Here is a 25,442-nt window from a genome sequence, read left to right as displayed (position 1 = left end):
GACCACAACGAAGCAACCCTGCCCACCGATCACAGGGGCAGGGTTGAAGATCGACCAATGGTGGAGCCCAGGGGACTCGAACCCCTAACCCCTGCCTTGCAAAGGCAGTGCTCTGCCAGTTGAGCTAGGGCCCCGGGACCGCGCTCAGCGCAGGTCGGGTGCGGTGGTCGCCTCGTGCCACAGGGCACGCTCGTCGTTGGAGGCCTTGACCTTCTTGGCCACGACGGCGGCCACACCGACGACGCCGGCCAGGATCAGGAGCTTCTTGAACATGTGCTTGACCCCTCGCGTTCGACTGTCGTCGGAGGATGTGCGGTGGGGCTAGCTGGAATCGAACCAGCGACCTCAGAGTTATCAGCTCTGCGCTCTAACCGACTGAGCTATAGCCCCGCGTAGCGACGAGCAAGGTTAACCCATCGCCGCCACCGCGCCCAAATCGGGGTACCGTGGCGGAACGCCCGCCTCGCCTCGAACGTACCCGGACATACGACGCCGGGGCGACCGCTTTCCGCGGCGCCCCGGCGTCGTCGGGTCAGTCCCGCTCGGCGAGCGTCAGCTCGATCCCGCCGACCAGGTCGGCGCAGACGTTGTAGACGAACGCGCTCAGCGTGGCCAGGGCGGTGAACAGCACCACGTTCACCAGGCCGACCAGCGCCGACGTCAGGATCACGCCCTTGGCGGTGATCCGGAAGCCGCCGCCGCTGGAGGTGCCGCCGGCGTTCACCAGGTCGGTGAGGCTGTCGTTGACGCTCTTGAACACACCCATCGCGTCCAGCGCGAGGTAGAGCACCGACGTCGCCACCACGACCACGATGAAAAGCACCACGGACACCGCGAATGCGAACTTCATCACCGACCACGGGTCGATCCGCTTCAGGTTCAGCCGGGCCCGGCGCGGCCCGCGGGACGCGGCCGAGCTGACCGAGGTACGCGCGGCGCGTACCGCCTCGCCCACGCGCGCGGCGCCGACGGCCGCCGCACCGCCGCCGACCCCCGGCGGCAGGCCGCCGCCGTTGGCGGGACGTGCCGGGCCGCCGCCGGTCGGGCGGTTGCCGTCCGGCGACGCCTTCGGAGCGGTGCCCAGGCCGCCGCCGACACGCGGCTGCGTGCCTGTCGTCCCGGTGGAGGCCCGGCCGGTGGCCGGCATGGTGCTCGTCTGTGTGTTCGTGGCGTTGCCGGCCTTGCCCGCGGCCGGGCCGGCCAGACCGTTGGCCGACGTCGGTGCGTCGACCCTGGTCTCGCCGGACCCGCGGGAACCGTCGTCCTCGGTCGGCTTGTCCGGAGGCGGCGTCATGCCGGGGGCGCGGGTGAACTTCGGGGCAGGCGCATCGCCGGGGACCGTGGCCCGACCCACGGCCGCGCGGCCGCTCGCCGGTGTGCCGCCCTGCGCGGCCTCCCCCTCCGCCGGGGTGGCCGAGGTCCCCTTGTTCCCCGACTTCGCCTGTGTCTCCGTCATCAACTAGTCCTGTTCGTCAGGCTCGTCGGCATTGCGAGCAATCGCCACGATAGTCACGCCGTCCGGGAGGTCCATCAGCTTGACCCCCATTGTGTTCCGGTCACGGGTACGACGTACAGGCTTCACCGGAGTCCGAATGACGCCGCCGTTGCTCGTGATGGCGAACAGCTCGTCCTCCGGATCGATCACGACCGCGCCTACCAGACCACCACGACGCTCGGTGATCTTCGCGGTCAACACGCCCTTACCTCCCCGGCCCTGGACCGGGTATTCCTCGATGGGGGTACGTTTCGCGTATCCCCCGTTCGTCGCGACCAGGACGTCCAGGCCTTCCCGGACCACCTCGATGGCGAGCAACTCGTCCTCACCGCTGAACCGCATGCCGATCACGCCGGACGTGGCCCGGCCCATCGGGCGCAGCGCCTCGTCGGTCGCGTTGAACCGGATCGCCTGGGCGTTCTTCGACACCAGCAACAGGTCGTCCTCCGGGGCCGCCAGGACCGCGCCGACGAGTTCGTCCTCATCGCGCAGGTTGATCGCGATGATGCCGCCGGAGCGGTTGGAGTCGAACTCCTCGAGACGCGTCTTCTTCACCAGGCCGTTTCTCGTGGCCAGTACCAGGTAGGGCGCCACCTGGTAGTTCGGGATTTCAATGATCTGCGCGATCTGCTCGTCGGGTTGGAAGGCGAGCAGGTTGGCCACGTGCTGGCCCTTGGCCACCCTACTGGCCTCGGGAAGCTCGTACGCCTTCGCCCGGTAGACCCGGCCCTTGTTCGTGAAGAACAGGATCCAGTCGTGGGTAGAGCATACGAAGAAGTGGCTGACGATGTCGTCCTGGCGGAGCGTCGCGCCGCTGACACCCTTGCCGCCGCGCCGCTGCGAACGGTAGAGGTCGACCTTCGTCCGCTTCGCGTACCCGGTGCGGGTGATCGTCACGACGACGTCCTCGCGGGCGATGAGGTCCTCCATCGAGACCTCGCCGTCGAACGGCATGATCTTCGTACGCCGCTCGTCGCCCCACTTCGCGACGATCTCGCCCAGTTCCTCCGAGACGATCCGCCGCTGCCGTTCCGGCTTGGCCAGGATGTCCTTGAGGTCGGCGATCTCCACTTCGAGCTTGGCCAGGTCGTCGAGGATGCGCTGCCGCTCCAGGGCGGCCAGCCGGCGCAGCTGCATGTCCAGGATCGCGGTCGCCTGAACCTCGTCGATGTCCAGCAGCCGGATCAGGCCCTGCCGGGCGTCATCCACGGTGGGCGAGCGCCGGATCAGGGCGATCACCTCGTCCAGGGCGTCCAACGCCTTGCTCAGACCGCGCAGGATGTGCGCCCGCTCCTCGGCCTTGCGCAGCCGGAACGCGGTCCGCCGCCGGATCACCTCGATCTGGTGCTCGACGTAGTAGCGGAGGAACTGGGCCAGGTTGAGCGTGCGCGGCACCCCGTCGACGAGTGCCAGCATGTTGGCACCGAACGTCTCCTGGAGCTGGGTGTGCTTGTAGAGGTTGTTCAGCACCACCTTGGCGACCGCGTCGCGCTTGAGGACCAGCACGATCCGCATCCCGGTACGCCCGGAGGACTCGTCGCGGATGTCGGCGATGCCGGCGAGCTTGCCCTCCTTGATCAGCTCGGCGATGCGCTCGGCGAGGTTGTCCGGGTTGACCTGGTAGGGCAGCTCGCTGACCACGAGCGCCGGCCGGCCGCGCTTGTCCTCCTCCACCTCGACCACCGCGCGCATCCGGATCGAGCCGCGCCCGGTCCGGTAGGCGTCCTGGATGGCGGCGTGGCCGACGATCAGGCCGTGGGTCGGGAAGTCGGGGCCCTTGACGATCTCCAGCAGCGCTTCCAGCGTGGTCGCCTCGTCGACCTCCGGGTTCTCCAGGCACCACTGCACCGCCGCGCCGATCTCGCGCAGGTTGTGCGGCGGGATCTTGGTGGCCATGCCGACCGCGATGCCCTCGGAGCCGTTGACCAGCAGGTTCGGGATCCGCGACGGCAGGATGGTGGGTTCCTTGGCCCGGCCGTCGTAGTTGTCCTGCAGGTCGACGGTGTCCTCGTCGATGTCCCGCAGCATCTCCATCGCCAACGGGTCGAGCTTGCACTCGGTGTAGCGCATGGCGGCTGCCGGATCGTTTCCGGGGGAGCCGAAGTTGCCGTTGCCGTCCACCAGCGGGTAGCGCAGTGACCACGGCTGCGCCATCCGGACCAGCGCGTCGTAGATGGCCGAGTCGCCGTGCGGGTGGAACTGGCCCATCACGTCGCCGACGACGCGGGAGCACTTCACGTACCCCCGGTCCGGCCGGTAGCCGGAGTCGAACATGGCGTAGAGGATCTTGCGGTGGACCGGCTTGAGCCCGTCCCGCACGTCCGGCAGGGCCCGCCCGACGATGACGCTCATCGCGTAGTCGAGGTACGAGCGCTGCATCTCGACCTCGAGGCCGACCGGCTCGATCCGATCGTGCTGGACGACCGCGGCCAGTGTCTCCGGGGTCTCCGGCTCGGTCGGCGTGGAATCGGGAGTATCGGTCACTGTTAACCCTTATCAGACTCTTCAGGCGTGGTCTCGCTGTGGATAACTACTGTGGAAAGCGGCCAAGCTGTGGATAACTCTGTGGACCTGCGGGCCGACCGGTGGATTTCCGGTCGGCCCGCAGCGTCCGTCAGATGTCCAGGAACCGCACGTCCTTGGCGTTGCGCTGGATGAACGACCGGCGGGCCTCGACGTCCTCGCCCATCAGAACGCTGAACAGCTCGTCCGCCACCGCGGCGTCGTCGAGGGTGACCCGGCGCAGCGTGCGCGTGCCCGGGTTCATCGTGGTCTCCCACAGCTCGGGATAGTTCATCTCGCCGAGACCCTTGAACCGCTGGATGTCGTCCGGGCGGGCGTTCGGCTTCTTCTGCTGGCGCAGCGCGATCAGCCCGTCGCGTTCCCGGTCGGAGTACGCGTACTGGGCGTCGTCGCCCTTCTTGTTCCACTTGATCTTGTAGAGCGGCGGTGCGGCCAGGTAGACGTGCCCCAGCTCGACAAGCGGACGCATGAAGCGGAACAACAGGGTGAGCAGCAGCGTCTGGATGTGCTGACCGTCGACGTCGGCGTCGGCCATCAGCACGATCTTGTGATAGCGCAGCTTCTCGATGTCGAAGTCGTCGTGGATGCCGGTGCCGAGCGCGGTGATCAGCGCCTGCACCTCGTTGTTCTTCAGCACGCGGTCGATGCGGGCCTTCTCCACGTTGAGGATCTTGCCGCGGATCGGCAGGATCGCCTGGACCCTCGGGTCCCGACCCTGCTTGGCCGAGCCGCCCGCCGAGTCACCCTCGACGATGAAGACCTCGGACTCGCGCGGGTCGGTGGACTGGCAGTCGGCCAGCTTGCCGGGCATCGAGCCGGACTCCAGCAGCGACTTGCGCCGGGCGAGCTTGCGCGCCTGCTGGGCGGCGATGCGGGCCCGGGCCGCCTGGGAGGCCTTCTGAATGATGATCTTCGCCTCGGCCGGGTTGCGGTCGAACCAGTCGACGAGCGACTCGTTGCAGACCCGCTGCACGAAGCCCTTGACCGGGGTGTTGCCCAGCTTGGTCTTGGTCTGGCCCTCGAACTGCGGGTCGGTGAGCTTGACCGAGATGATCGCGGCCAGTCCCTCGCGGATGTCCTCCCCGGAGAGCCGCTCGTCACCCTTGAGCAGCTTCTTCTCGGCGCCGTAGCGGTTGACGACGCTCGTCAGCGCGGCCCGGAAGCCCTCCTCGTGGGTGCCGCCCTCATGGGTGTTGATGTTGTTGGCGAAGGTGTAGACCGACTCGCCGTACGACTCGTTCCACTGCATGGCGATCTCGGCCGACATGCCGGTCTCCTCGGCGCCGAACTCGACCACCGTCTTGTGGATCGGGTTCTTCGAGGCGTTGAGGTGCCGAACGAAGTCGGCGATGCCGCCGTCGTACCGGAAGGTGACCTCGCGGGTCTTGCCGTCCTCGCCCTCCGGCACCCGCTCGTCGAGCAGGTGGATGGTGAGGCCCCGGGTGAGGAAGGCCATCTCCTGGAGGCGCCGGTAGATCGTCTGGAAGTCGAAGTCGACGGTCTCGAAGATGTCGGGGTCGGGCCAGAAGGAGACCGCGGAGCCGGTCCGGTCGGTCGACTCGCCCTTCTCCAGCGGCGTCGGCTTGGAGTGGTGGTATTCCTGCCGCCAGACGAAGCCGTCCTTGTGGATCTCCACGGCCATCCGGGTGGAGAGCGCGTTGACCACCGAGACGCCGACGCCGTGCAGACCGCCGGAGACCGCGTACGCCTTGCCGTCGAACTTGCCGCCCGCGTGCAGCACGGTCAGCGCGACCTCGACACCCGGCTTCTTCAGCTTGGGGTGCAGGTCGACCGGAAAGCCACGGCCGTTGTCGGTGACCCGGACACCGCCGTCGGTCAGCAGCACCACGTCGATGGTGTCGCAGTGCCCGGCCATCGCCTCGTCCACCGCGTTGTCGACGACCTCCCACACCAGGTGGTGCAGACCGCGCTCGCCGGTGGACCCGATGTACATACCGGGCCGCTTCCGGACCGCTTCCAGGCCCTCCAGCACGGTGATGGACTCGGCGCCGTACTTCTTGTTGTCCTCCGCTGCCACGCTCGGCCACTTTCTCGCACCGGCCGCGCGTGGGCGCGGGGGCGCGGGTTCGGCGGACAGGACGCGACGTCGGCGCGCACGGCTCGCCCCCGGGCTCACCAGGGGACGGAGCGTGCACACCGGTCGCCGCGGGTGCCCGCGGATCGCGATCGGCTCGGACCCGGGGCGGGACTATGATCGAGGGCCCACCGGGCCCCTGTCCGTCGCTCCGTCTCGGGTCTTTCGTCTCACTGCCAATCTTACTGTGCGGGGCCGACCAAACTGCTACTCGGCACCCTCTCCGAGGCGGCTGAGAATGCCGTAGCCGGACGAACCTCGCTGCCCGCGACTCCCCCTACACGCCATTGGGGCGGTACCGCGCCACCGGCCTCCGTGAGCGGTGACGCCCATCCGACCGGTGACCGGCGCCCGGGGGTCGCGGTCGGACGCGGCGTGCCGTAACTTTTGCGGCGCCGCCGTTGCGGTCTTGATCTTTTGCGCCCGGAACCGGGACGATCGTCGGAGTTGGTCCGAAAACGCATGGTGAGAGGTGACGCCAGATGGGGCTGGACAACGTCGCGGTGCACTGGCCGCGTACCGGCCGCTTCTACGACCCGGTCGCGCCGGCTGAGTTCGTGGACTTCGGCGAGATCGTGGACGTACCCCGGATCTCCGCCCCGACCGCCGCGCTCGCGGAGCTGATCGCGAAGACCGGCACGGTACGGGCGACCGCCTACACCGAACTGGTCGACCTCATCCTCGGGCTGGAAAATGTGCTCTACGCCACCGAGAACTCGGCCGAGGACGAAGACCCGGTGATCGACCCGGACGGCTGCTCGTGGATCGCCGACGGAGTGGAGAAGTTCGTCGCCCGCCACCGGCCGTACGGCGAGGCGGTCACGTTCGAGTCGGTCAGCGAGGTGCTGCGCGCGCTGCTCGGCGACGGGCGGCTCGCCGAGCCGCAGCTCCGCTGGCTGGACAGCCGGCTCGACCGGCTGCGCGACGACAGCGGCGACCCGCCGCAGTGGAACTTCACCTGTGCCGAGCTGAGCGTCCTCGCCGCGTTCTACCGGCGCTGCGCGGAGCGCGGCTTCGCCGTCTACGCCGACGTCTGACCAGGCCCTGCCCGCCGGCCCACGGCAACCCGTGGTGTACCAATTGGTGGCACACCGATCGGGCCGGCAGGAACGGAGAGCGCGGCGATGAGCGACGACGAGCAGGTGGGCGACGCCTCCGGCAAGGGCGGCCGGCTGCTGGGCTGGGTGTTCCGCAACCTCGCCGGCCCCTCCCAGGTGCAGGGCGCCGTGCAGGGCGGCTCCAAGCTGGCCCGTGACGCCTGGAAGGCCGACCTGGAGCGCCGCAAGCAGTGGAGCCGCGAACAACGCGAACTCAAACGCGCCCGCCGGGAGGCACGACGCGCGCAGCGGTGACGGTCAGCCGTAGGTGTCGCGGGGCCCCCGCCCGCGCACCCGCCGCGGGCCGCGCGACCAGGACGGCGCGGCCGGGCCGTGGATGTGCAGCCGGCGCACCACGTTGTGGCCGACCTCGCGGCCGATCTGCTGCAACAGCGAGCCCGCCAACAGGCGCAACTGGGTGGCCCACGCCGTCGAACGCGCCTCCACGGTCAGCTCGCCGTCCTCCAACTTGACCGGGCGGCTGTGCTCGGCGACCTCCGCGCCGACCACCTTCTCCCACGCGCCGAACACGGTCGCCTCGGCCGCCGGGCGCTGCCAGCCGCGCGCCTTGACCAACTTGTCCAGCACCGCGCCGAGCGGCTGCGGGTCGCGCGGATCCGGCCCCGGTCCCGAGTAGCCACGCAGCCGCTTCTCCCCGTCGCCGCGCACCGCGGCACGCCGCCGGGGCGCACCGGCCGCCTGCCGCCGGGCCTTCGCCGCGTCCAGCACCGCCCGGGCCAGTTCCGGCCCCGCGGCGCCCTCCGGCCCGCCCGCCGCCGGTTCGCCGCCCCCCGCCGGCTTCCCCGGGGTACGCGCATCGCGCCCCGGACCGAGCCGGGCCGGGGGAAGCTGCACCTCGTCATCCGACACGTCGCACCTCCCCCTCGCCCACCGCGTATCTGGCGCCCCGCAGGGTCACCGGCACGTCGTCGTCCACCGCGCAGGTCACCAGGAGCTGACTCGCGCCGCCCACCAGCTCCGCCAGGCGCTCCCGCCGGCCGGTGTCCAACTCCGCGAACACGTCGTCGAGGACCAGCACCGGCTCGATGCCGTCGGCGCGCAGCAGGTCGTAGGCGGCCAACCGCAACGCCAGCGCGTACGACCAGGACTCGCCGTGGCTCGCGTACCCCTTGGCGGGCAGCGGGCCGAGGGTGAGGGCCAGGTCGTCGCGGTGCGGGCCGACGAGCGTGGTGCCGCGCTCGATCTCGGCCGTGCGGTTCGCGACGAGCGCCGCGCCCAGCGCCTCCGCCAGCGCGTGCCGGTCGGCGGCGGGCTCCGGCAGGTCCACCGAGGGCCGGTAGGCGATGCCCGCCGCCCCCCGACCGGCGGCCACCGCGTCGTAGGCCTTGGCCACGTGCGGGGTGAGCGCGGCCACCAACTCCAGCCGGCCGGCGAGCAGGTCCGCGCCGTGCTGGGCCAGGTGGGTGTCCCAGACCGCGAGCGTGGACAGGTCGCCGCCCCGCGAGCCGCCGGTCTTGCGGGCCAGGTACGCGGTGCGCAGCAGCGCGTTGCGTTGCTTGACCACCCGCTCGTAGTCCGCCCGGACACCGGCGTAACGGGGCTGCCGGTTGACCAGCAGGTCGTCCAGGTAGCGGCGGCGTTCGGCCGGATCGCCGCGCACCAGCTCCAGATCCTCCGGGGCGAAGAGCACCAGCCGCAGCGCGCCGAGCACGTCCCGGGCCCGCCGGGCCGGGGAACGGCCGAGCCGGGCCCGGTTGGCCTTGCCCGGCACGATCTCCAGCTCGACCAGTAGTTCCCGGCCCTCGTGCACCACGGCGCAGCGGATCACCGCCGAGGTGGCGCCCATCCGGACCAGCGGGGCGTCCGTGGCGACCCGGTGCGAATCCAGGGTCGCCACGTAGCCGAGCGCCTCGACCAGGTTGGTCTTGCCGACGCCGTTCGCGCCGACCAGCACGTTCGGGCCCGGCTCCAGGTCGACGCCGACCCGCTCGTAGGAGCGGAAGTCGGCGAGTTCGAGCCGGCGGACGTACACAGGTGGGCGGATTCCGGTCAGCGCTTGTGCACGGCGTGGCCGCCGAACTGCTGACGCAGCGCGGCGACGGCCTTCATGGCCGGTGAGTCGTCCTGCCGGGAGGCGAAGCGGGCGAACAGCGAGGCGGTGATGACGTTCAGCGGCACGGCGAGGCGGACCGCCTCGTCGACGGTCCACCGGCCCTCGCCGGTGTCCTCGGTGTAGCCGCTCAACTCGGCCAGCTCCGGGTCCTCGTCGAGCGCCCGGTCGAGCAGGTCCAGCAGCCAGGACCGGACGACGGTGCCCTCCCGCCACGACTTGAACACGCCGGGGACGTTCGTCACCAGCTCGGACTTGGCCATCAGCTCGTAGCCCTCGGCGTAGGCGTGCATCAGGCCGTACTCGATGCCGTTGTGCACCATCTTGGCGTAGTGGCCGGCGCCGGCCGGGCCGGCGTGCACGAAGCCGAACTCGCCTTCGGGCTTGAGCGCCTCGAAGATCGGCATGAGCCGCTCGACGTGCTCCTGGGCGCCGCCGACCATCAGCGCGTACCCGTTCTGCCGGCCCCAGACGCCGCCGGAGACGCCGACGTCGAGGTAGCCGATGCCCTGCTCGTTCAGCCGCTCGGCGCGCGGGGCGTCGTCGCTGAACCGGGAGTTGCCGCCGTCGATGATGATGTCGCCCGCACCGAGCACGCCGGCGAGTTCGTCGATCGTGGAGTCGGTGACACCGACGGGCACCATGACCCAGATCGCGCGGGGCGCGTCGAGCTTCTCGGCCAGCTCCGCCAGGGTCGCGGCGTCGCTGATCTCCGGATTGGTGTCGTAACCGACCACATCGTGCCCGGCCGCGCGCAACCGCTCCCGCATGTTGCCGCCCATCCGACCGAGTCCTACCAGGCCGAGCTGCATCTGCTGCTACCTCCGTACGTCAGGGTCGTACTGCCGACGATCAGCGGGACACGCGGATCGGCATGATGAGGTACCGGTACCCCGGGATGACCTCGCCATCCTCCCCGGCCGGTGAGATGACCGCAGGCTTGAACGCGTCGACGAACCGGAGCAGGGCGTGCTGGGCGCCCAGGTTGCTCAGGCCGTCGATGAGGTACTGCGGGTTGAAGCCGATGGTCAACGGCTCGCCGCTGAACGTGGCCTCCATGGCCTCGCTGGCGCGGGCCTCCTCGGTGCCGCCGGCCTCCACCACCAGACCGTCGGCGCTGAAGCTGAGCAGGACCGGGGTGGTGCGCTCGGCGACAAGCGCGACCCGCTTCACCACCTCGATGAGCGCGGCGACGGGCACCCGGGCCTCGGCGTTGTGGTCGGCCGGGAACAGCGAGCGTACCGGCGGGTAGTTCGCACCGTCCAGCAGCCGGCTGGTGGTCCGGCGGGTGCCGCCGGCGAAACCGATCATGCCTTCGCCGGCCTTGCTGGCGGAGAGCGCCATCGTGACGTGACCGCCCAGCGGGCCGAGCGCCTTGGCGGTGTCGTGCAGGGTGCGCGCCGGCACCAGCGCGTTGAGGCTGATCTCCGGGTCGTCCGGGATCCACTCCATCTCGCGCAGCGCGAGACGGTAGCGGTCGGTCGCAAGCATGGCCATGGTGCTGCCGGTCAACTCGATCCGGACGCCGGTCATCATCGGCAGTGTCTCGTCCCGGCCTGCGGCCACGGCGACCTGGGCCACGGCGGCGGCGAACGCGGCGGCGTCCACGGTGCCGGCGCTCTCCGGCATCTCGGGCAGGCTCGGGTAGTCCTCCACCGGCATGGTGGGCAGCGTGAACCGGGCGCTGCCGCAGACCAGTTCGAGGTGGGCGCCGACGGCGGCGATGTCGACCGGCTTGCCCGGCAGTGCCTTGGTGATCTCGGCGAGCAGCCGACCAGAGACCAGGGCGGCGCCGTCGGCGTCACCCTGCACCTCGACGGTCACCTGGCTGGAGACCTCGTAGTCGAAGCCGGAGACCTGGAGGTTGCTGTCGGTCACCCGGAGCATCACCCCGGCCAGAACGGGCACGGAGGGCCGGTTGGGCAGGCTCTTGGCGGTCCACGCGACCGCCTCGGCGAGCGCGTCGCGCTCCACTCGGAACTTCATCAATGCCTCCGCGTCGACGTCAGCGACAACTCTCTCATGCCGGCCGCTGCCACCCGACCCGCCCGACCGTGCGGGTACCCATCGCACCTTAGGGCGCGTGGGCATCGGCTGTGCGCCCGACCCCGTGGATCCAGGTGCCCGGGCGACTGCCGACGGCAGCGCTTCGGCCCGATCCACAGGAAGTCCAACGGTGATGATTGGTTTTTGTTGTTTAGAAGAGATAACTCATCGTCTTCATCGCACCTGTGCAAACTGTGGAGAACCCGCGTCTGCCCAGGTCAGACACGTTATCCACCGGTGGTTTGCCTGTGGAGAACCAGGGGTACAACTCGCGTTCCGGTCCACAACCCCCGCCGGACGCCGGGTTATCCACCGCTGTCCACCGGTTGTCCACCGGTAATCCACCGGTTTCCTCCCCAGCGCTGTGGACAGTGGCAAGGGTGTGGATTCCCGTCATCCCCAGAACCTTCAACAGCTCGCCCACAGGCAGGCCGCCGTCGGTGGACAACATGAACGTTGTCCCCAGGCGTCCACAGGCTCGTCCCCAGGAGTTGTCCACAGTCTGTGGGTAACCGGCCAGGTGCAGAGGGTGGTTGTCCACCGACTGTGACACAGGGGCTGTGGACAACCGGTGCGGCCTGTGGATGGACACACGACGAATTCTGGCCCCTGCACAAGGTCGAGGGTCAACAGTCAGGGCTCGCCTCGGGCCGGCGGGACGCGACGGCCGTGCACCGGTCGCCACCTTCACCGGCGACACGGCCACCCCCGGACATGCGGAAGCCCGGCCGACGGAGCGGGCCGGGCTGACGAGCGGGACGGGACGGGGGTCGACGGTCAGGTGTTCTGCTTGATGCGGTTGGTCAGCTCGGCGATCTGGTTGTAGAGCGAGCGCCGTTCGGCCATCTGCTGACGGATCTTGCGGTCGGCGTGCATCACCGTGGTGTGGTCCCGACCACCGAACGCCTGGCCGATGCGGGGCAGCGACAGGTCGGTCAGCTCGCGACACAGGTACATGGCGACCTGCCGGGCGTTGACCAGCACCCGCGACCGGGAGTGGCCACGCAGGTCCTCCAGGCTCACCCCGAAGTACTCGGAGGTGGACGCCATGATCTGGTCGGCGTTGATCTCCGGGCCGGCGCCGTCCGGCATGAAGTCCCGCAGCACCTCCTCGGCCAGCGACAGCTCGACCGTGGAACGGGTGAGGCTGGCGAACGCGGTGACCCGGATGAGCGCCCCCTCCAGCTCACGGATCGAGTTCGACACCCGGGAGGCGATGAACTCCAGCACGTCCGGCGGGGCGTACATCCGCTCCTGCGCCGCCTTCTTCTGCAGGATCGCGATCCGCGTCTCCAGGTCGGGCGGCTGGATGTCGGCCAGCAGCCCCCACTCGAACCGGGTCCGCATCCGGTCCTCCAGCGTGGCGAGCTGGCGCGGCGACCGGTCGGAGGTGATCACGATCTGCTTGTTGGCGTTGTGCAGGGTGTTGAAGGTGTGGAAGAACTCCTCCTGCGTCCGCTCCCGGTTCTCCAGGAACTGGATGTCGTCGATCAGGAGGATGTCCACGTCCCGGTAGCGGCGCTGGAACGCGCTTGTCTTGTCGTCCCGCAACGAGTTGATGAAGTCGTTGGTGAACTCCTCGGTCGAGACGTACCGGACCGAGCGGGCGTTGCCAAGCGTGGTGGCGTAGTGCCCGATGGCATGCAGCAGGTGGGTCTTGCCCAGCCCGGAGTGCCCGTAGATGAACAGCGGGTTGTACGCCTTGGCCGGCGACTCCGCCACCGCCACGCTCGCCGCGTGGGCGAACCGGTTGGACGAGCCGATGACGAACGTCTCGAACATGTACTTCGGGTTGAGCCGGTTGCCGCCGCTCTCCGTCCCGGCGGGCAACCTGCGGTCCGCCTGCCCGCCCGGCCGGCGGTGGTCCACGCCACCGCGGCCCGGGCCGCTGTCGGTGGCGCCGTCACGGGGCAGGCCGCGGACCGGCGTAGGGTCGACCTGACCGGCGCTGTCTCGGTAGCGGGGCTCGTAGCCACCGCGGTCCTGCGGGTGCGGCTCGACCCGGGCGCGCTCGTCGAAGGCGTGGCGTTCGGGTGCGGTGTGCATCGGCTCGGCGAACGCGGCGCTGAAGAGCGTGTCCTGCGCGTCCCGGCCGGGCTGGACCAGATGTGGACGACCGGTGTCCGCGGTTCGCTGGCGTGGGGCCGGCTCGTCGACGTGCTGCTCCGGGCGGGGATCGGCGTACCGGGCCTCGGCGTACCCGGTGTCCGGGCGGGACGGGTAGGCCGGCGCGGACGCCCGGGGGTGGTCGAAGCCGGGCAGCGGGTCGGCGGCGCTCTCCTGCCCCGCCCCGGGTTCCGGGTTGCTGCGGTAGACGGTGCCGCCGGCCGGGCGGGCGCCCTGATCGTCGGCGACCCGTACGGTCACGGCCACCTGGATCGGTCGCCCGAGACGGCGGCTCAACGCCTCGGTGATGGCCGGGCGGAGCCGGGACTCGATCACGTCGCGGGTGAAGGCGTCCGGCACCGAGAGCAGAGCGGTGTCCTCGACGATCGCCCGGAGCCGGGTGAGCCGGAGGTACGCCCGCTGCTGCGCGGAGATGATCTCGTCGGCGAGTTCGTCGGTGGTCGCCGCCCACACCTCGGCAAGGTCGGTCGCTCCGGTCACCGTCGTGCCACCCCCTCGCCTGCTCCTCACGCCCGCCCGGACGGCTGACCGGTCGTCATCCACAAGTTATCCACAGCCTGTGTACCGACCGATTGTGGCCGCCCACCGGACGCGGGTCGGACCTGCCCCCTCGACGTCGTGGAGGCACTGAAGCGGGTTCACCGTGCCGAACGATTCAACAGCGTGTCCGGTCTTGCCGATCGGCGACAAACCCCGGGTTCCCGACGCCGACCGCAATCGGGCACGCTAACAGCGCGGACCCCACGCCATCAACCGGTGACACCCTGATGGCCCTGGCAACATCAGTGGAAACCACCCTTCGGCCGCGTTGCCGGCGCAGGTCGGGCGGCGGAGTGTGATGTTTGACGGTCATTGCGCCCCTGCGTAGGCTGGAGCGGCTGCTCTCTCGCCCTCTGCTAGGGTGATTGATGCTCGCTGTCCTGGCCGTTCTCCCGCACCCCGGGGGCGGGTCACGGCAGCGCCGATCGGAGGTCACCGCGAGGTGATCTGGACCAGCACACGACCCCGGGCGATCCGCCGCGCGGGGCGTACGACAACGGAGAGCCTGACGTGAGCAAGCGCACCTACCAGCCGAACAACCGCCGGCGCGCGAAGACCCACGGCTTCCGGCTGCGCATGCGCACCCGTGCCGGCCGCGCCATCATCTCGACTCGTCGCACCAAGGGCCGTACCCGCCTGTCGGCCTGAGGCCGACCGGTCCGGTCCGGGGACGTGGGCAATCGTGCTGGCCGCCGCACAGCGACTGCGGCGCAGTAGTGACTTCGCCGCAGCGGTCCGCGGTGGGCGACGCGTCGGCCGCGGTGCCGTCGTGGTCCACCTGACCCTTCCCGAGCCGACCGGCGCCACCGCGACATCTACGCCGGAGCCGGCGCGGAGCAGCGGTGCGGACATCTCCGTACCCCACCGCGCCGGCTTCGTCGTGTCCAAGGCCGTCGGCGGCGCGGTGGCCCGCAACAAGGTCCGCCGCCGGCTGCGGCACCTGGTCCGCGAGCGGCTCACCGAGTTGCCCGCCGGCACCACCCTCGTGGTGCGCGCACTACCCGCGGCAGCCGACGCGACGTACGCCCGGCTCGGTGCCGACCTGGACGCGGCAATCGCCGCCGCGCGGTCGCCCCGCGGACGGCGGTCGCGGTGAACGACGCGACCGCGGCGACATCGCCCACAACGGGTGCCCGCATCCTGTTGGCGCCCATCATCGCGTACCGTCGGTGGATAAGTCCGGCGTTGCCGGCCCGCTGCCGGTTCTACCCGTCGTGCAGTGCCTACGCCGTCGAGGCGGTGACCCGGCACGGCGCGCCACGGGGAGCCTGGCTGACGGTCCGGCGGCTGTCGCGCTGCCACCCCTTCCACCCAGGTGGTCACGACCCGGTGCCGCCGCCGGGCGACCGCCGCCGTGCCGACGTGACTGGAGCCTGAGTGTTTAGTCTCGACTGGATCTACTACGCGATCTCGTGGATCCTGCTGACCTGGCACTCGGCCTGGGACGCCATCGGAGTTCCGGTCGGGACCGTGATCGGTACGAACTGGGCCTGGATCCTCGCCATCATCTTCCTGGTGGTGACGGTCCGGGTGATCCTGTTCCCGGTCTTCGTCAAGCAGATCAAGTCGCAGCGCGCCATGCAGGCGCTCCAGCCCAAGGTGAAGGAGCTTCAGGAGAAGCACAAGGGTGACCGGGAGACGCTCCAGAAAGAGATGATGGAGCTCTACCGGACGGAGAAGGCCAACCCGCTCATGGGCTGCCTGCCGATGTTCCTCCAGATCCCGGTCTTCCTGGGCCTGTTCCACACCCTGCGGCGGCTCAACCCCGACAACGGGGGCAAGACCCTGTACGGCTGGACCGTCGACCAGTTCAACAGTGCCTCCAGCGCGACGCTCTTCAGCGCCCCCATCTCCGGCAAGTTCGGCTCCACCGCCGACGAGCTGGCCCGGCTGGGCGCGAACGCCGGCACGGTCAAGGTGGTCGCCGGCATCCTGGTGGTGATCATGATTGCCACCACCTACCTGACCAGCCGCCAGATGATCCTCAAGACCGGCTGGGCGGAGGACCCGCAGCAGCGGATGGTGCAGCGACTGATGCTCTACGGCATCCCGCTGTCCCTGCTGATCTCCGGCGCGATCTTCCCGATCGGTGTGATCATCTACTGGGTCACCAACAACCTGTTCACGCTCGGCCAGCAGCAGTGGGTGCTGCGGAAGTTCCCGCCGCCCCCCACGGCGAAGACCGGCACCGGCACCGGCGCCAAGAGCGCGGTGCAGCCGGCGAAGACCGGCGGCCTGTTCGGCCGTAAGGCCGCCCCGGCGCCGGCGAAGGCTCCGGCGGCGGCGCCGAAGGTGGCCGGTCCGAAGCCGGGCGCCAAGCCGACCAACCCGAAAAAGGGCAGCAGCCGGCCCGCCAAGCGACAGGGCTGACCTTTCGGGCCACCGCCGCTGTCCGGCGGTGGCCCGCACCGGTCGTGTGCGGCCACCCGACGGGTCGGCGCCGGGCCGGAACCGCCGCGCAGAGCGCGGTCACGGGCGAAACTGGCCCGTACAGACGTGCCCGAGGGCAACAGGCGAACCTCCCGCCGGCCCCGGGAGACCAGCGGACCCCCGACGGTCCGGCCGAGCGAGTACGGAGATGAAACCGTGACCGACACCAGCATCCCCCGCGCCGACGAGTCCCTGGACGAGGAGACCGCCGCGGTCGCCACCACCGACCTCGAGGAGGAGGCGGCCGAGGCCCGGGAGAAGAAGGCCCCGGCCGAGAGCGACCTGTTCCGGCAGAGCGAGATCGCCGCCGACTACGTCGAGGGCCTGTTGGACATCCTCGACTACGACGGCGACATCGACGAGCTGGTCTCCGGCGGCCGCCCGGTCGTCGAGGTCGTCGGCGGCCGGTTGCAGAACCTGGTCGGCCAGCGGGGCGCCACCCTGGAGGCGCTCCAGGAACTGGCCCGGCTGGCGGTGTTCCGGCAGACCGGCACGCCGAGCCGGCTGCTGCTCGACGTCGGCGGCTACCGGGCGGCCCGCCGCAAGGAGCTGGCCGCGGTGGCCAAGAACGCGGTGGAGAAGGTCAAGGAGCACGGCGAGCCGGTACGCCTGGACCCGATGTCCGCGTTCGAGCGCAAGTGCGTCCACGACGTGGTGAACGCGATGAGCGGGGTGGAGAGCGAGTCCGAGGGCGTCGAGCCGAACCGCCGCATCGTCGTCCGCCCGGCAACGGACTGAGGTCCGTGATCTCCGACGAGACGACGGCGGGCGCCGTGGCCGGCCCGGGTGGTACGCCGCCCGGGCCGTCTCCTGTGCGGCCCGAACCCACCGTCGACCCGATCTTCTCCGGCGACGACCGTGCGGGCGACCCGGCGTATCCGGCCCGAGTCAACGCCGACCCCGGCGAACTTGCCTTCTCGACCGAGGTGGCGGCCGAGGCCGAGACCCGGCCGGTGGCTCCGGCGGAGGTGAACCCGGCCTTCTCCGGCGAACCGCCGGTCGACCTGGCGTCCGAGGCCCCGGTCGGCGCGGTGGACCCGCTCTTCGCGGAGCCGGCGCCAGCGCCGGAGCCGGACGCCGCAACCGAAGCCGCATCGTCCCTGATGGAGGGTGCGGTGGCGGATCCGGCCGCGGCCACGTTGCCGCCGGAACTGGCGCCGGCCGCCCGCGCGCTCTTCGGTGATCGGCTCGACGTGGCCGCCGCGTACGCCGAACTGCTGGCCACCGACGGTGTGGTACGCGGCCTGATCGGTCCCCGCGAGGCACCCCGGCTCTGGGACCGGCACCTGCTCAACTGTGCGGTGACGGCCGAGCGCATCCCGGAGGGCGCCAGTGTGATCGACGTCGGCTCCGGCGCCGGGCTACCCGGTCTGGTGCTGGCGATCGCACGTCCCGATCTGACCGTGACGCTTGTCGAGCCGCTCGCCCGGCGGGTCGCCTTCCTGGTCGAAGCGGTGGAGCGGCTCGGCCTGACCCGGTCGGTACGCGTGTTCCGTGGGCGGGCCGAGGAAGCGGCGGCCGGTTCGCGGGACCGCAAGGCGTTGACCGCCGACATCGTCACGGCCCGCGCCGTGGCCCCGCTGGACCGGCTCGCCGGGTGGTGCCTGCCGCTGCTCGTGCCCGGTGGCCGCCTGGTGGCGCTCAAGGGTGCCTCCGCTGCGGAGGAGATCGCCGAGCACGGCGAGGCGGTGGCACGCCTCGGTGGGAGCGCACCGGCACTGCACAGGTGCGGCGAGGGCGTGATCGAACCGGCGGCGACGGTGGTCGAGGTGGTCCGCGAGCGCGTGGTCAACCCACGCCGGGCAAAGAAGCCCAAGCGCTCGCGGGGTGGTCGACGCCGTGGTGACCGCTGAACTCCGAGAGGGCTTCCGGATGCTCGTCCGGTCGTTGGACCGGGTGGACGTGACCTGATCGATCGCAACCCGACATGGACCCGCTGCGCCCGTCGGCCGTAGGCTGACCGCGCGTCGATAGTGTGGAGCGGTGGTGCCGGACGGCCGTCGTTTCGCCGTGCCGGATGACGCCGGGCGAGGCGCGGGCTTCCATTCGACGGGTGCGGACCGACCATCCGGAGCGGGTAGGGATGACAGGTGCATGACGAGGGCAGGTACGACGATCCACGGTTGAACGGGTCGGAAGGGCAAGCGTCCGCCGACCATGTTTCACGTGAAACCAACTATCAGGAGTGGACGGTGGACGACGCTCGCGACCCGTCCGCCCCGCCCCAGGCCGAGCCGGCGCGGCGGCCCGACGCATCGCCCGCCGGCGCGGTGCGTCCGGTTTCATCCGCTCCGGCGAACGTGCCGCCCGCCCGGGAACCGGTCGACCCGGCCGACGGACCGGTGAACGCGCCGTCCCCCCGTCCGCCGGCTGCGCGCGGCAACGCGGCCGTCCCCGGGCGCTACGAGCCCCAACCGCCGGTCTCTGCCGTCCCGCAGCAGGCCGCACCGACGGCGCCGTCCGACACGCCACCGGCCGACGGGCACGCCGACCAGGTGGATGCGAGCACGTACGTTTCACGTGAAACCCCGACGCGCGAAGAGGATGATCCCCCCTTGGCTATGGAGGCGATGCGCGCCGTGCAGATCCTGAATCCCAGTGGCGAGGTCACCATGCCCCGCCCTGATCGGACCCGGGTGATGTGCGTCGCCAACCAGAAGGGTGGCGTGGGTAAGACCACCACCACCGTGAACCTGGCGGTGGCGCTCGCGCTGCACGGTAACCGGGTGCTCGTCGTCGACCTCGACCCGCAGGGCAACGCCTCCACCGGGTTGAACGTCCCGCACCACACGGGCGTGCCCGACGTCTACGACTGCCTGATCGACAGCGTTCCACTGGAAGAGGTTGCCCAGGCCGTCGAGGGCATCCCGAACCTCTGGTGCGTGCCGGCCACCATCGACCTGGCGGGTGCCGAGATCGAGCTGGTGTCGGTCGTCGCCCGGGAGTCCCGGCTGGCGCGGGCCATCGCCGCGTACCCCGCCGGTCACTTCGACTACGTCTTCATAGACTGTCCGCCGTCCCTCGGCCTGCTGACCGTCAACGCCCTGGTCGCCGCCCAGGAGGTGCTGATCCCCATCCAGTGCGAGTACTACGCGCTGGAAGGGCTCAACCAGCTCATCAACAACATCAACCTGGTACGCCAGCACCTGAACCCGACGCTTGAGGTGTCCACCATCCTGCTCACCATGTACGACCGCCGCACCCGGCTGGCCGACGCGGTGGAGCAGGACGTGCGGAACCACTTCGGCGACAAGGTGCTGCAAGCCGTCATCCCCCGGAACGTGCGTGTCTCCGAGGCACCCAGCTACGGCCAGTCGGTGATGACCTACGATCCCGGTTCGCGGGGAGCCACGAGCTACTTCGAGGCCGCCCTGGAAATCGCGGAGCGAGGGGTCAAGGAGCCGGTGAGCCCGAATGCGTAGTGCGGAGAAGTCGCTGGGAGGCGTCGCATGAAGAACCGTCCCCGCGGCGGTCTGGGTCGAGGGCTCGGCGCCCTGATCCCCACCGGGCCGGCACCGGCTGCCGAACCGGCGGCCGTCGAATCGGAAGCGGCCCCGACGGGCACGACGCCGCCCGCCCCGGCATCCGTCGCGACGGTCGCCGTCACCGGCTCACTCGCAAGCCCTCCGGTTCCGAGCCCTGAGGCGGCGGAATCACCGCTGAGCCCGGTGCCGGGTGCCCGCTTCGCCGAGATCCCGGTCGACTCGATCGTGCCGAACCCGAAGCAGCCCCGACACGTCTTCGACGATGAGGCGTTGGAGGAGCTGAAGACCTCGATCCAGGAGGTCGGCTTCCTCCAACCGATCGTGGTCCGGCAGCTCGATCCCGAGAAGTACGAACTCGTCATGGGCGAGCGGCGCTGGCGGGCCGCCCAGGCGGTCGGCCGGGAGAGCATCCCCGCGATCGTCCGGGACACCAAGGACGACGCGATGCTCCGCGACGCGCTCCTGGAGAACATTCACCGCGCCAACCTGAACCCCCTGGAAGAGGCAGCGGCCTACCAGCAACTGCTGGAGGAGTTCGGCGCCACGCACGAGGAGCTGGCCCGGCGGATCGGACGCAGCCGCCCGCAGATCTCCAACACGATTCGGTTGATGAACCTCCCCGCCCCCGTGCAGCGGCGGGTCGCCGCCGGGGTGCTCTCCGCCGGCCACGCCCGCGCCCTGCTCAGCCTCGATGACTCTGGGGCGCAGGAACAGCTCGCCGAGCGGATCGTCAAGGAAGGCATCTCGGTACGCGGCACCGAGGAGCTGGTGCACCTGACCCTCTCCGACGGGGTGGCGAAGGCCCCCGCCGCGAAGCGCCGGCCGAAGCCGCACGCCCCGGCGCTCTCCGACCTCGCCGACCGCCTCTCCGACCGGTTCGACACCCGGGTGAAGGTGGACATCGGCCGGAGCAAGGGAAAGATCACGATCGAGTTCGCCACGGTCGACGACCTGGAGCGGATCGTCGGCATCATCGGGGTCCAGGAGGAACGGCCCGAGGAGTAGCCCGACGCTCGTCGTCTTCGCCGGCCGCGCCCGTTTGGGCGCGGCCGGCTCTGTCTCTGCGAGTCGCCGGGGCGCTGCGGGGCGGTTCTCCCCTGCAACCCTGGCCGCGTTTGCTCGGGGCATCGCCGGTTTCACGTGAAACGCTGGCCGCCCGCTGTTCACCGTTTCACGTGAAACGGTGGACGTGGAACGACGGCCGGAGTTCGGAGCCCTCGCGCCCAGCGGCACCAGGGACGTCCAGCCTCCGACCTGGGTCGCCCGGCCTTCCGCTCCACCCCGGTCACTCTCGACCCGCCCGGCCGGCGAGCCACGCCTTCGACACCGGCCTGCCTGTCTCCCAACTGCACGGGGCTGCTGGCCGACTGGACCGAGCTGGTCCGCGACGGGCGGGCTGCCACGCGACGGCGGCTGCTCCGTTGACGGGCGGGCTGCCACGCGACGCCGGCTGCTCCATGACGGGCCACGGCTACGGCCGGACGAGACCGCCTGCGGCACCGTCCCGTGCCGGATCGGCGCTCCTGTTGGCACCGAGTACCCGACCGGCCCGGGTGCCATCGACCTGATACTCGATGACGGAGGCGGAACTGTGGCGACGCTCCAGCCGTCTGGAAGGTGGGACGGACGCGCCTCGTCGGCCGGGAGCAGTCCCACGCGTTTGACGAGTCCCCTCCCGCGGCGACCCGAGCGAGGCGAACCCCCCACCCCGGCTCGGCGGACGCGGGGTGGGGCCACCGTAGATCTTGGAAGCCTGATGCCCCCCACGAGGCCGGTTCCTTCCAAGATCTCTTGTTGGACTTCTCGGACCCGGCGCGACCCGATCAGGGCCGCCGGTCCGTGTTTCACGTGAAACGGCAGCGGCGGACGGAGACGGAGCCCAGCACGCGGAACTTGCCCCCGGCGCGGGCCGCCTCGCCGCGAAGTTCGGCAGTACACCGCAGCGTGTGCTGAGCGCACCGCGACGGTCCCGGACGGGCGGCACGGTCACGTGAAACAGGGGGGTGGACCGGCCACTCGGAGTCGGCCGGAGCGTGCGGATCGGCGCTCCGGCTCGTTAGGAGAGAGGGCCGGCAACTCGCCTGTAGTTATCCACAGCGGTTATCCACAGGCCGCATCCGTTTCACGTGAAACAAGACCCGGAAACCCTTACTGAGCAGTGCATGACGCGCTGTACTGGTGATCTCGCCAGCCTGTGGACAACGTGGTGGACAAGGCAGTGGACAGCCTGTGGGAGCCGGGAACAGGTAGGGACAGGCGTCGCCAACTCGGTTAGGGTCAGCGTCGTGCACGACACCCCTCCCGCAGTTCCTGATTTCACCGAATGGCCGTCCTTCCCCTTCGAGGGCGATCTCCGCGTCAAGCATCTCGACGATCCCGTACCGGTCGAACCTCCCCGTCGGGGCGAGGCGGACCGGGAATGCACCGCCTGCAACGCGCCCGACGAGGCGTACATCTGGGTTGGCGAGCGCTGGCGTGTGCGCGCCATGGACCGGCCCACCGGGCTGCCGATGGTCCTGATCCTGGAGTCGCGCTCCCACCTGGACCTCGGCGACCTGCCGAACCTGCTCGCCGCCGAGCTCGGCGTGATGACCGTTCGCCTGGAACGGGCGATCCGCTCGTTGGACGGCGTGGCCCGGGTGCACGTGAACCGCTGGGGCGACGGTTCGGCGCACCTGCACCTGTGGTTCCTGGCGCGGCCCTACGGGAGGCTGCAACTACGGGGGACGTTCCTGTCCCTGTGGGACTCGATCCTCCCGCCGATCCCGGAGGAGCAGTGGCGGGGGAATCTGGCCATGGTGGCCGCCTGGCTCGCCGAGTTCGGTGGCCGGCCGCTTGCCGAGCCACCGCGCATCCACTGGAAGGCCCCGTCGAGCCTCTCCGCCCCGGAGCCGACCACCGGCGCTGAGGAGCCCGAGGAGGAAGGCGGATCGGTGATCGAGGCAGCGGACGAGATCCCCGAGGCCGACGCGGCAGAGGGGCTCTCAGACCCCTTCGCGGGCCCGCCCGCGTCCGGCCCGACCGCCGACCCGGAAGAGGGCCCGGCCGGCGACGACACCGACGAGTTCGACGGCGAGGAGAGGTCGATCACCCTTGGCCGTACGCCGGGCAGCCCTGGGGTCGGCGACGGCGAGGGGCGCACGCCGCGCGGCTACGGCGGCTGAACGGTCAGTGGCGGCGGGCGGCGGCCCGGGTCACCAGCGCGCCGAGCACCCGACCGAGGTCGAGCCCGGCCGCCTGGACCGCGAGCGGCAGCAGGGAGGTCTCCGTCAGGCCAGGCGAGACGTTGACCTCCAGCACGTGCGGTTCGCCCGCCGCGTCGACGATCAGGTCGACACGGGACAGGTCGCGCAGGCCGAGCGCGTGGTGCGCGGCGAGCGCCACCTCGGTCACCCGGGCGGTCGTCGCCGGGTCGAGTCGGGCGGGCGCATGCCAGGTGGTGCGGCCGGCTGTGTAGCGGGCGGCATAGTCGTAGACGCCGTTGCGGGGGACGATCTCCACCGGGGGCAGGGCCTGTGGGCCCGCACCCAGGTCGAGCACGGAAACCGCGACGTCCATGCCCGGCACGTAGCGCTCCACCAACGCGGTCTGGTCGTACGCGAAACAGCCCACCATCGCGGCCGGCAGCGACGCCGCCTCCCGGACCACGGCGGCGCCCAGCCCGGACCCACCCTGCGCCGGCTTGACCATCAGTGGCAGGCCCAGGCGGTCGCCGATCCGGTCCAGAACGGCCGCCGCGCCCAGCTCGGAGAACCGGTCGTGCGGCAGGGCCACCCAGTCCGGTGTGGGGATGCCCGCCTCGCGCAGCACCGCCTTGGCCGACGGCTTGTCCCAGGCGAGCCGCGCGGCACGGGCGTCGCAGCCCACGTACGGCACGTCCCACAGGTCGAGCACCCCGCGCAGTGACCCGTCCTCGCCGGTGGCGCCGTGCAGGGCGATCACCACCGCGTCCGGCGGGTCGGCGGTCAGGGCCGGCAGCAGCGCCGCGTCCGCGTCCCGCAGTTCGGCCGGTACGCCGACCGCGCGCAACGCGTCGAGGACCCGGCGACCCGACCGCAGCGAGACGTCCCGCTCGTAGGAGAGACCACCGGCGAGGACGAGCACGTGCAGGTCATCGGCGGCCGGTTCGGTCACGGGCGTCGCTGCGGCAGGGCTGACGGACATGCCGGCATCATGCCAAGTCGGGACCGGGAGCGTCGGAGCCGCCCCGGCGACGGTGAGGTCCGGCGCCGACGACCGCGCCGAAGACCTTCCGCATGGCGATCTCCTGCTCCATCACACCTGACAACCGGCGGACGCCCTCCCGGATGCGCTCCGGGGGCGGGAAGGAGAAGTTCAGCCGCATGTTCCCCGCGCCGGTCCCGTCGGCGTAGAAGCCGGTGCCCGGCACGTACGCGACCCGGGCGGCGATGGCCCGCGGCATCATCGCCTTGGAGTCGAGACCGTCGGGCAGGGTCGCCCAGACGAACAGGCCGCCGGCGGGCGTGGTCCAGGTGGTGCCCTCCGGCATCAGGTCGGCCAGCGCGTCGAGCAGCGCGTCCCGGCGCTCCCGGTAGACCTCCCGGTAGACCTTGAGCTGCTGCCGCCACGGCATCGTGCCCAGGTAGGTGGAGACCGCCGCCTGCGCGTAGCCGCTCGGGCAGAGGATCTGCGCCTCGTTGGCGATGACCAGCTTGTCGCGGACCGCGTGCGGGGCGAGGATCCAGCCGACCCGCAGGCCCGGCGCGAAGGTCTTGGAGAACGTGCTCAGGTAGAAGACCCCGTCGCGTCGCCGGGCCCGCAGCGGCGCGGGTGCCTCGCCGTCGAAACCGAGCTGACCGTACGGGTCGTCCTCCACCACCAGCAGCCCGGCGCGCTCGCAGATGTCGAGGACCCGCTCCCGGCGCTCCTCGCTCAGCGTCACGCCGGTCGGGTTCTGGTAGGTCGGGATGGTGTAGAGGAACTTCACCCGCCGACCGGCCCGGGTCAGGTCGGCGATCGCCGCCTCCAGCGCCTCCGGGATGAGCCCGTCGTCGTCCATCGGCACGTGGGCGACCTGCGCCTGGGCGGCCTGGAACACCCCGAGCGCACCGACGTACGTCGGGCCCTCGGCGAGCACCACGTCACCCGGGTCCAGGAAGAGCCGCGCCACCAGGTCGAGCGCCTGCTGACCGCCGACGGTCACCACCACGTCCTCCGGGGAGGCGCCGCAGGAGGCGTCGATTCCGGACAGGGACATCACCTCGCAGATCCGCTCGCGCAGTTCCGGGGTGCCCTGGCCGATGCCGTACTGGAGGGTGGTGGTGCCGTGTTCGGCGCCGAGCCGGCCGAGCATCTCGCCGACCGCGTCCAGCGGCAGCGCCGCGATGTAGGGTGCCCCACCGGCGAGCGAGACGACCTCCGGCCGGCTGGCCACCGCGAACAGCGCCCGGATCTCGGATGCGGTCATCCCGCGTACGCGCCGGGCGTACCGGTCGGTGTAGTCGTCGAGCGTCGTGCCGGTCATGGGACATCACCTCGATCGGGTGTCGGCGGGGCTGCCGCCCGGTGTGGT

The 25,442-nt window shown here is 70.9% G+C and carries 22 protein-coding genes and 2 tRNA genes; 11 read left to right on the top strand and 13 right to left on the bottom strand.

Translation table 11 applies throughout. The features are described from left to right. Positions 1 to 58: 58 nt before the first annotated feature. From ACLQ2X_RS10835 to gyrB, 6 genes are all read right to left on the bottom strand, one after another. A tRNA-Ala gene (locus ACLQ2X_RS10835) sits at positions 59 to 134 on the bottom strand. Between the two features lie 10 nt (positions 135 to 144). Then, a complete protein-coding gene (locus ACLQ2X_RS10830; protein ID WP_231928447.1) occupies positions 145 to 273 on the bottom strand; it encodes a DLW-39 family protein in 129 nt (42 codons plus the stop codon). Between the two features lie 43 nt (positions 274 to 316). Continuing rightward, positions 317 to 390, bottom strand: a tRNA-Ile gene (locus ACLQ2X_RS10825). A 142-nt stretch (positions 391 to 532) separates the two neighbouring features. Beyond that, on the bottom strand, positions 533 to 1,456 hold the full coding sequence (locus ACLQ2X_RS10820; RefSeq protein ID WP_425680848.1) for a DUF3566 domain-containing protein: 924 nt from the start codon (positions 1,454 to 1,456) through the stop codon (positions 533 to 535). Positions 1,457 to 1,459: 3 nt separating this feature from the next. Beyond that, positions 1,460 to 3,979 (bottom strand): DNA gyrase subunit A, encoded by a 2,520-nt coding sequence (gyrA, locus tag ACLQ2X_RS10815; protein WP_425680847.1) that lies wholly within the window; start codon positions 3,977 to 3,979, stop codon positions 1,460 to 1,462. 130 nt (positions 3,980 to 4,109) lie between these two features. Next, positions 4,110 to 6,056: a DNA topoisomerase (ATP-hydrolyzing) subunit B gene (gene gyrB, locus ACLQ2X_RS10810; RefSeq protein ID WP_425680846.1), complete on the bottom strand. Its 1,947-nt coding sequence runs from the start codon at positions 6,054 to 6,056 to the stop codon at positions 4,110 to 4,112. 539 nt (positions 6,057 to 6,595) lie between these two features. Between gyrB and ACLQ2X_RS10805 the strand changes: the two genes are divergently transcribed. Both ACLQ2X_RS10805 and ACLQ2X_RS10800 read left to right on the top strand, forming a co-directional pair. Beyond that, positions 6,596 to 7,150 carry a hypothetical protein gene (locus ACLQ2X_RS10805; RefSeq protein WP_425680845.1) on the top strand — a complete coding sequence of 185 codons (555 nt, stop codon included), beginning with the start codon at positions 6,596 to 6,598 and terminating at the stop codon, positions 7,148 to 7,150. Positions 7,151 to 7,237: 87 nt separating this feature from the next. Beyond that, a complete protein-coding gene (locus ACLQ2X_RS10800; protein ID WP_425680844.1) occupies positions 7,238 to 7,465 on the top strand; it encodes a hypothetical protein in 228 nt (75 codons plus the stop codon). A gap of 3 nt (positions 7,466 to 7,468) precedes the next feature. Here the strand turns inward: ACLQ2X_RS10800 and ACLQ2X_RS10795 are convergent, their stop codons facing one another. The 5 genes from ACLQ2X_RS10795 to dnaA all read right to left on the bottom strand — a co-directional run bounded on the left by ACLQ2X_RS10795 (position 7,469) and on the right by dnaA (position 13,934). After that, positions 7,469 to 8,065: a DUF721 domain-containing protein gene (locus ACLQ2X_RS10795; RefSeq protein WP_425681077.1), complete on the bottom strand. Its 597-nt coding sequence runs from the start codon at positions 8,063 to 8,065 to the stop codon at positions 7,469 to 7,471. A gap of 4 nt (positions 8,066 to 8,069) precedes the next feature. Further along, on the bottom strand, positions 8,070 to 9,203 hold the full coding sequence (gene recF, locus ACLQ2X_RS10790; RefSeq protein WP_425680843.1) for a DNA replication/repair protein RecF: 1,134 nt from the start codon (positions 9,201 to 9,203) through the stop codon (positions 8,070 to 8,072). Between the two features lie 17 nt (positions 9,204 to 9,220). Further along, a complete protein-coding gene (gene gnd, locus ACLQ2X_RS10785) occupies positions 9,221 to 10,093 on the bottom strand; it encodes a phosphogluconate dehydrogenase (NAD(+)-dependent, decarboxylating) (RefSeq protein ID WP_425680842.1) in 873 nt (290 codons plus the stop codon). Between the two features lie 40 nt (positions 10,094 to 10,133). Then, complete coding sequence (dnaN, locus tag ACLQ2X_RS10780; RefSeq protein WP_425680841.1) at positions 10,134 to 11,267, bottom strand: DNA polymerase III subunit beta; 1,134 nt, start codon at positions 11,265 to 11,267, stop codon at positions 10,134 to 10,136. An 837-nt stretch (positions 11,268 to 12,104) separates the two neighbouring features. Then, positions 12,105 to 13,934, bottom strand: coding sequence for a chromosomal replication initiator protein DnaA (gene dnaA, locus ACLQ2X_RS10775; protein WP_425680840.1), 1,830 nt, complete (start codon positions 13,932 to 13,934; stop codon positions 12,105 to 12,107). 570 nt (positions 13,935 to 14,504) lie between these two features. Between dnaA and rpmH the strand changes: the two genes are divergently transcribed. The 9 genes from rpmH (at position 14,505) to ACLQ2X_RS10730 (ending at position 23,073) form a co-directional block, all read left to right on the top strand. Next, positions 14,505 to 14,642 (top strand): 50S ribosomal protein L34, encoded by a 138-nt coding sequence (gene rpmH / locus ACLQ2X_RS10770; RefSeq protein WP_091567639.1) that lies wholly within the window; start codon positions 14,505 to 14,507, stop codon positions 14,640 to 14,642. Positions 14,643 to 14,676: 34 nt separating this feature from the next. Beyond that, complete coding sequence (gene rnpA / locus ACLQ2X_RS10765; RefSeq protein WP_425680839.1) at positions 14,677 to 15,090, top strand: ribonuclease P protein component; 414 nt, start codon at positions 14,677 to 14,679, stop codon at positions 15,088 to 15,090. Positions 15,091 to 15,131: 41 nt separating this feature from the next. Continuing rightward, entirely contained in the window at positions 15,132 to 15,371 is a 240-nt protein-coding gene (yidD, locus tag ACLQ2X_RS10760; protein WP_425681076.1) for a membrane protein insertion efficiency factor YidD, read from the top strand. Then, positions 15,372 to 16,364 carry a membrane protein insertase YidC gene (gene yidC / locus ACLQ2X_RS10755; protein ID WP_425680838.1) on the top strand — a complete coding sequence of 331 codons (993 nt, stop codon included), beginning with the start codon at positions 15,372 to 15,374 and terminating at the stop codon, positions 16,362 to 16,364. 216 nt (positions 16,365 to 16,580) lie between these two features. Beyond that, on the top strand, positions 16,581 to 17,162 hold the full coding sequence (locus ACLQ2X_RS10750; RefSeq protein ID WP_425680837.1) for a protein jag: 582 nt from the start codon (positions 16,581 to 16,583) through the stop codon (positions 17,160 to 17,162). Between the two features lie 365 nt (positions 17,163 to 17,527). Beyond that, a complete protein-coding gene (rsmG, locus tag ACLQ2X_RS10745; protein ID WP_425681075.1) occupies positions 17,528 to 18,277 on the top strand; it encodes a 16S rRNA (guanine(527)-N(7))-methyltransferase RsmG in 750 nt (249 codons plus the stop codon). Positions 18,278 to 18,514: 237 nt separating this feature from the next. After that, positions 18,515 to 19,846 (top strand): AAA family ATPase, encoded by a 1,332-nt coding sequence (locus ACLQ2X_RS10740; RefSeq protein WP_425680836.1) that lies wholly within the window; start codon positions 18,515 to 18,517, stop codon positions 19,844 to 19,846. Positions 19,847 to 19,873: 27 nt separating this feature from the next. Beyond that, the gene (locus ACLQ2X_RS10735; protein WP_425680835.1) at positions 19,874 to 20,914 is read left to right on the top strand and encodes a ParB/RepB/Spo0J family partition protein; all 1,041 of its coding nucleotides are present in this window, start codon (positions 19,874 to 19,876) and stop codon (positions 20,912 to 20,914) included. A gap of 1,280 nt (positions 20,915 to 22,194) precedes the next feature. Next, positions 22,195 to 23,073 (top strand): hypothetical protein, encoded by an 879-nt coding sequence (locus tag ACLQ2X_RS10730; protein WP_425680834.1) that lies wholly within the window; start codon positions 22,195 to 22,197, stop codon positions 23,071 to 23,073. Positions 23,074 to 23,077: 4 nt separating this feature from the next. On the opposite strand, the gene ACLQ2X_RS10725 is transcribed toward ACLQ2X_RS10730, so the two are convergent. Further along, a complete protein-coding gene (locus ACLQ2X_RS10725) occupies positions 23,078 to 24,073 on the bottom strand; it encodes a D-alanine--D-alanine ligase family protein (RefSeq protein WP_425680833.1) in 996 nt (331 codons plus the stop codon). Between the two features lie 7 nt (positions 24,074 to 24,080). Beyond that, positions 24,081 to 25,394 carry a PLP-dependent aminotransferase family protein gene (locus tag ACLQ2X_RS10720; protein WP_425680832.1) on the bottom strand — a complete coding sequence of 438 codons (1,314 nt, stop codon included), beginning with the start codon at positions 25,392 to 25,394 and terminating at the stop codon, positions 24,081 to 24,083. Positions 25,395 to 25,442: the final 48 nt, after the last annotated feature.

Source organism: Micromonospora sp. DT31 (assembly GCF_049841795.1).
In the GTDB taxonomy this organism is placed as follows: Bacteria; Actinomycetota; Actinomycetes; order Mycobacteriales; family Micromonosporaceae; genus Micromonospora.
Note: the sequence above shows the minus strand (reverse complement) of the source record. Positions and strands in the feature narration are given on the sequence as shown.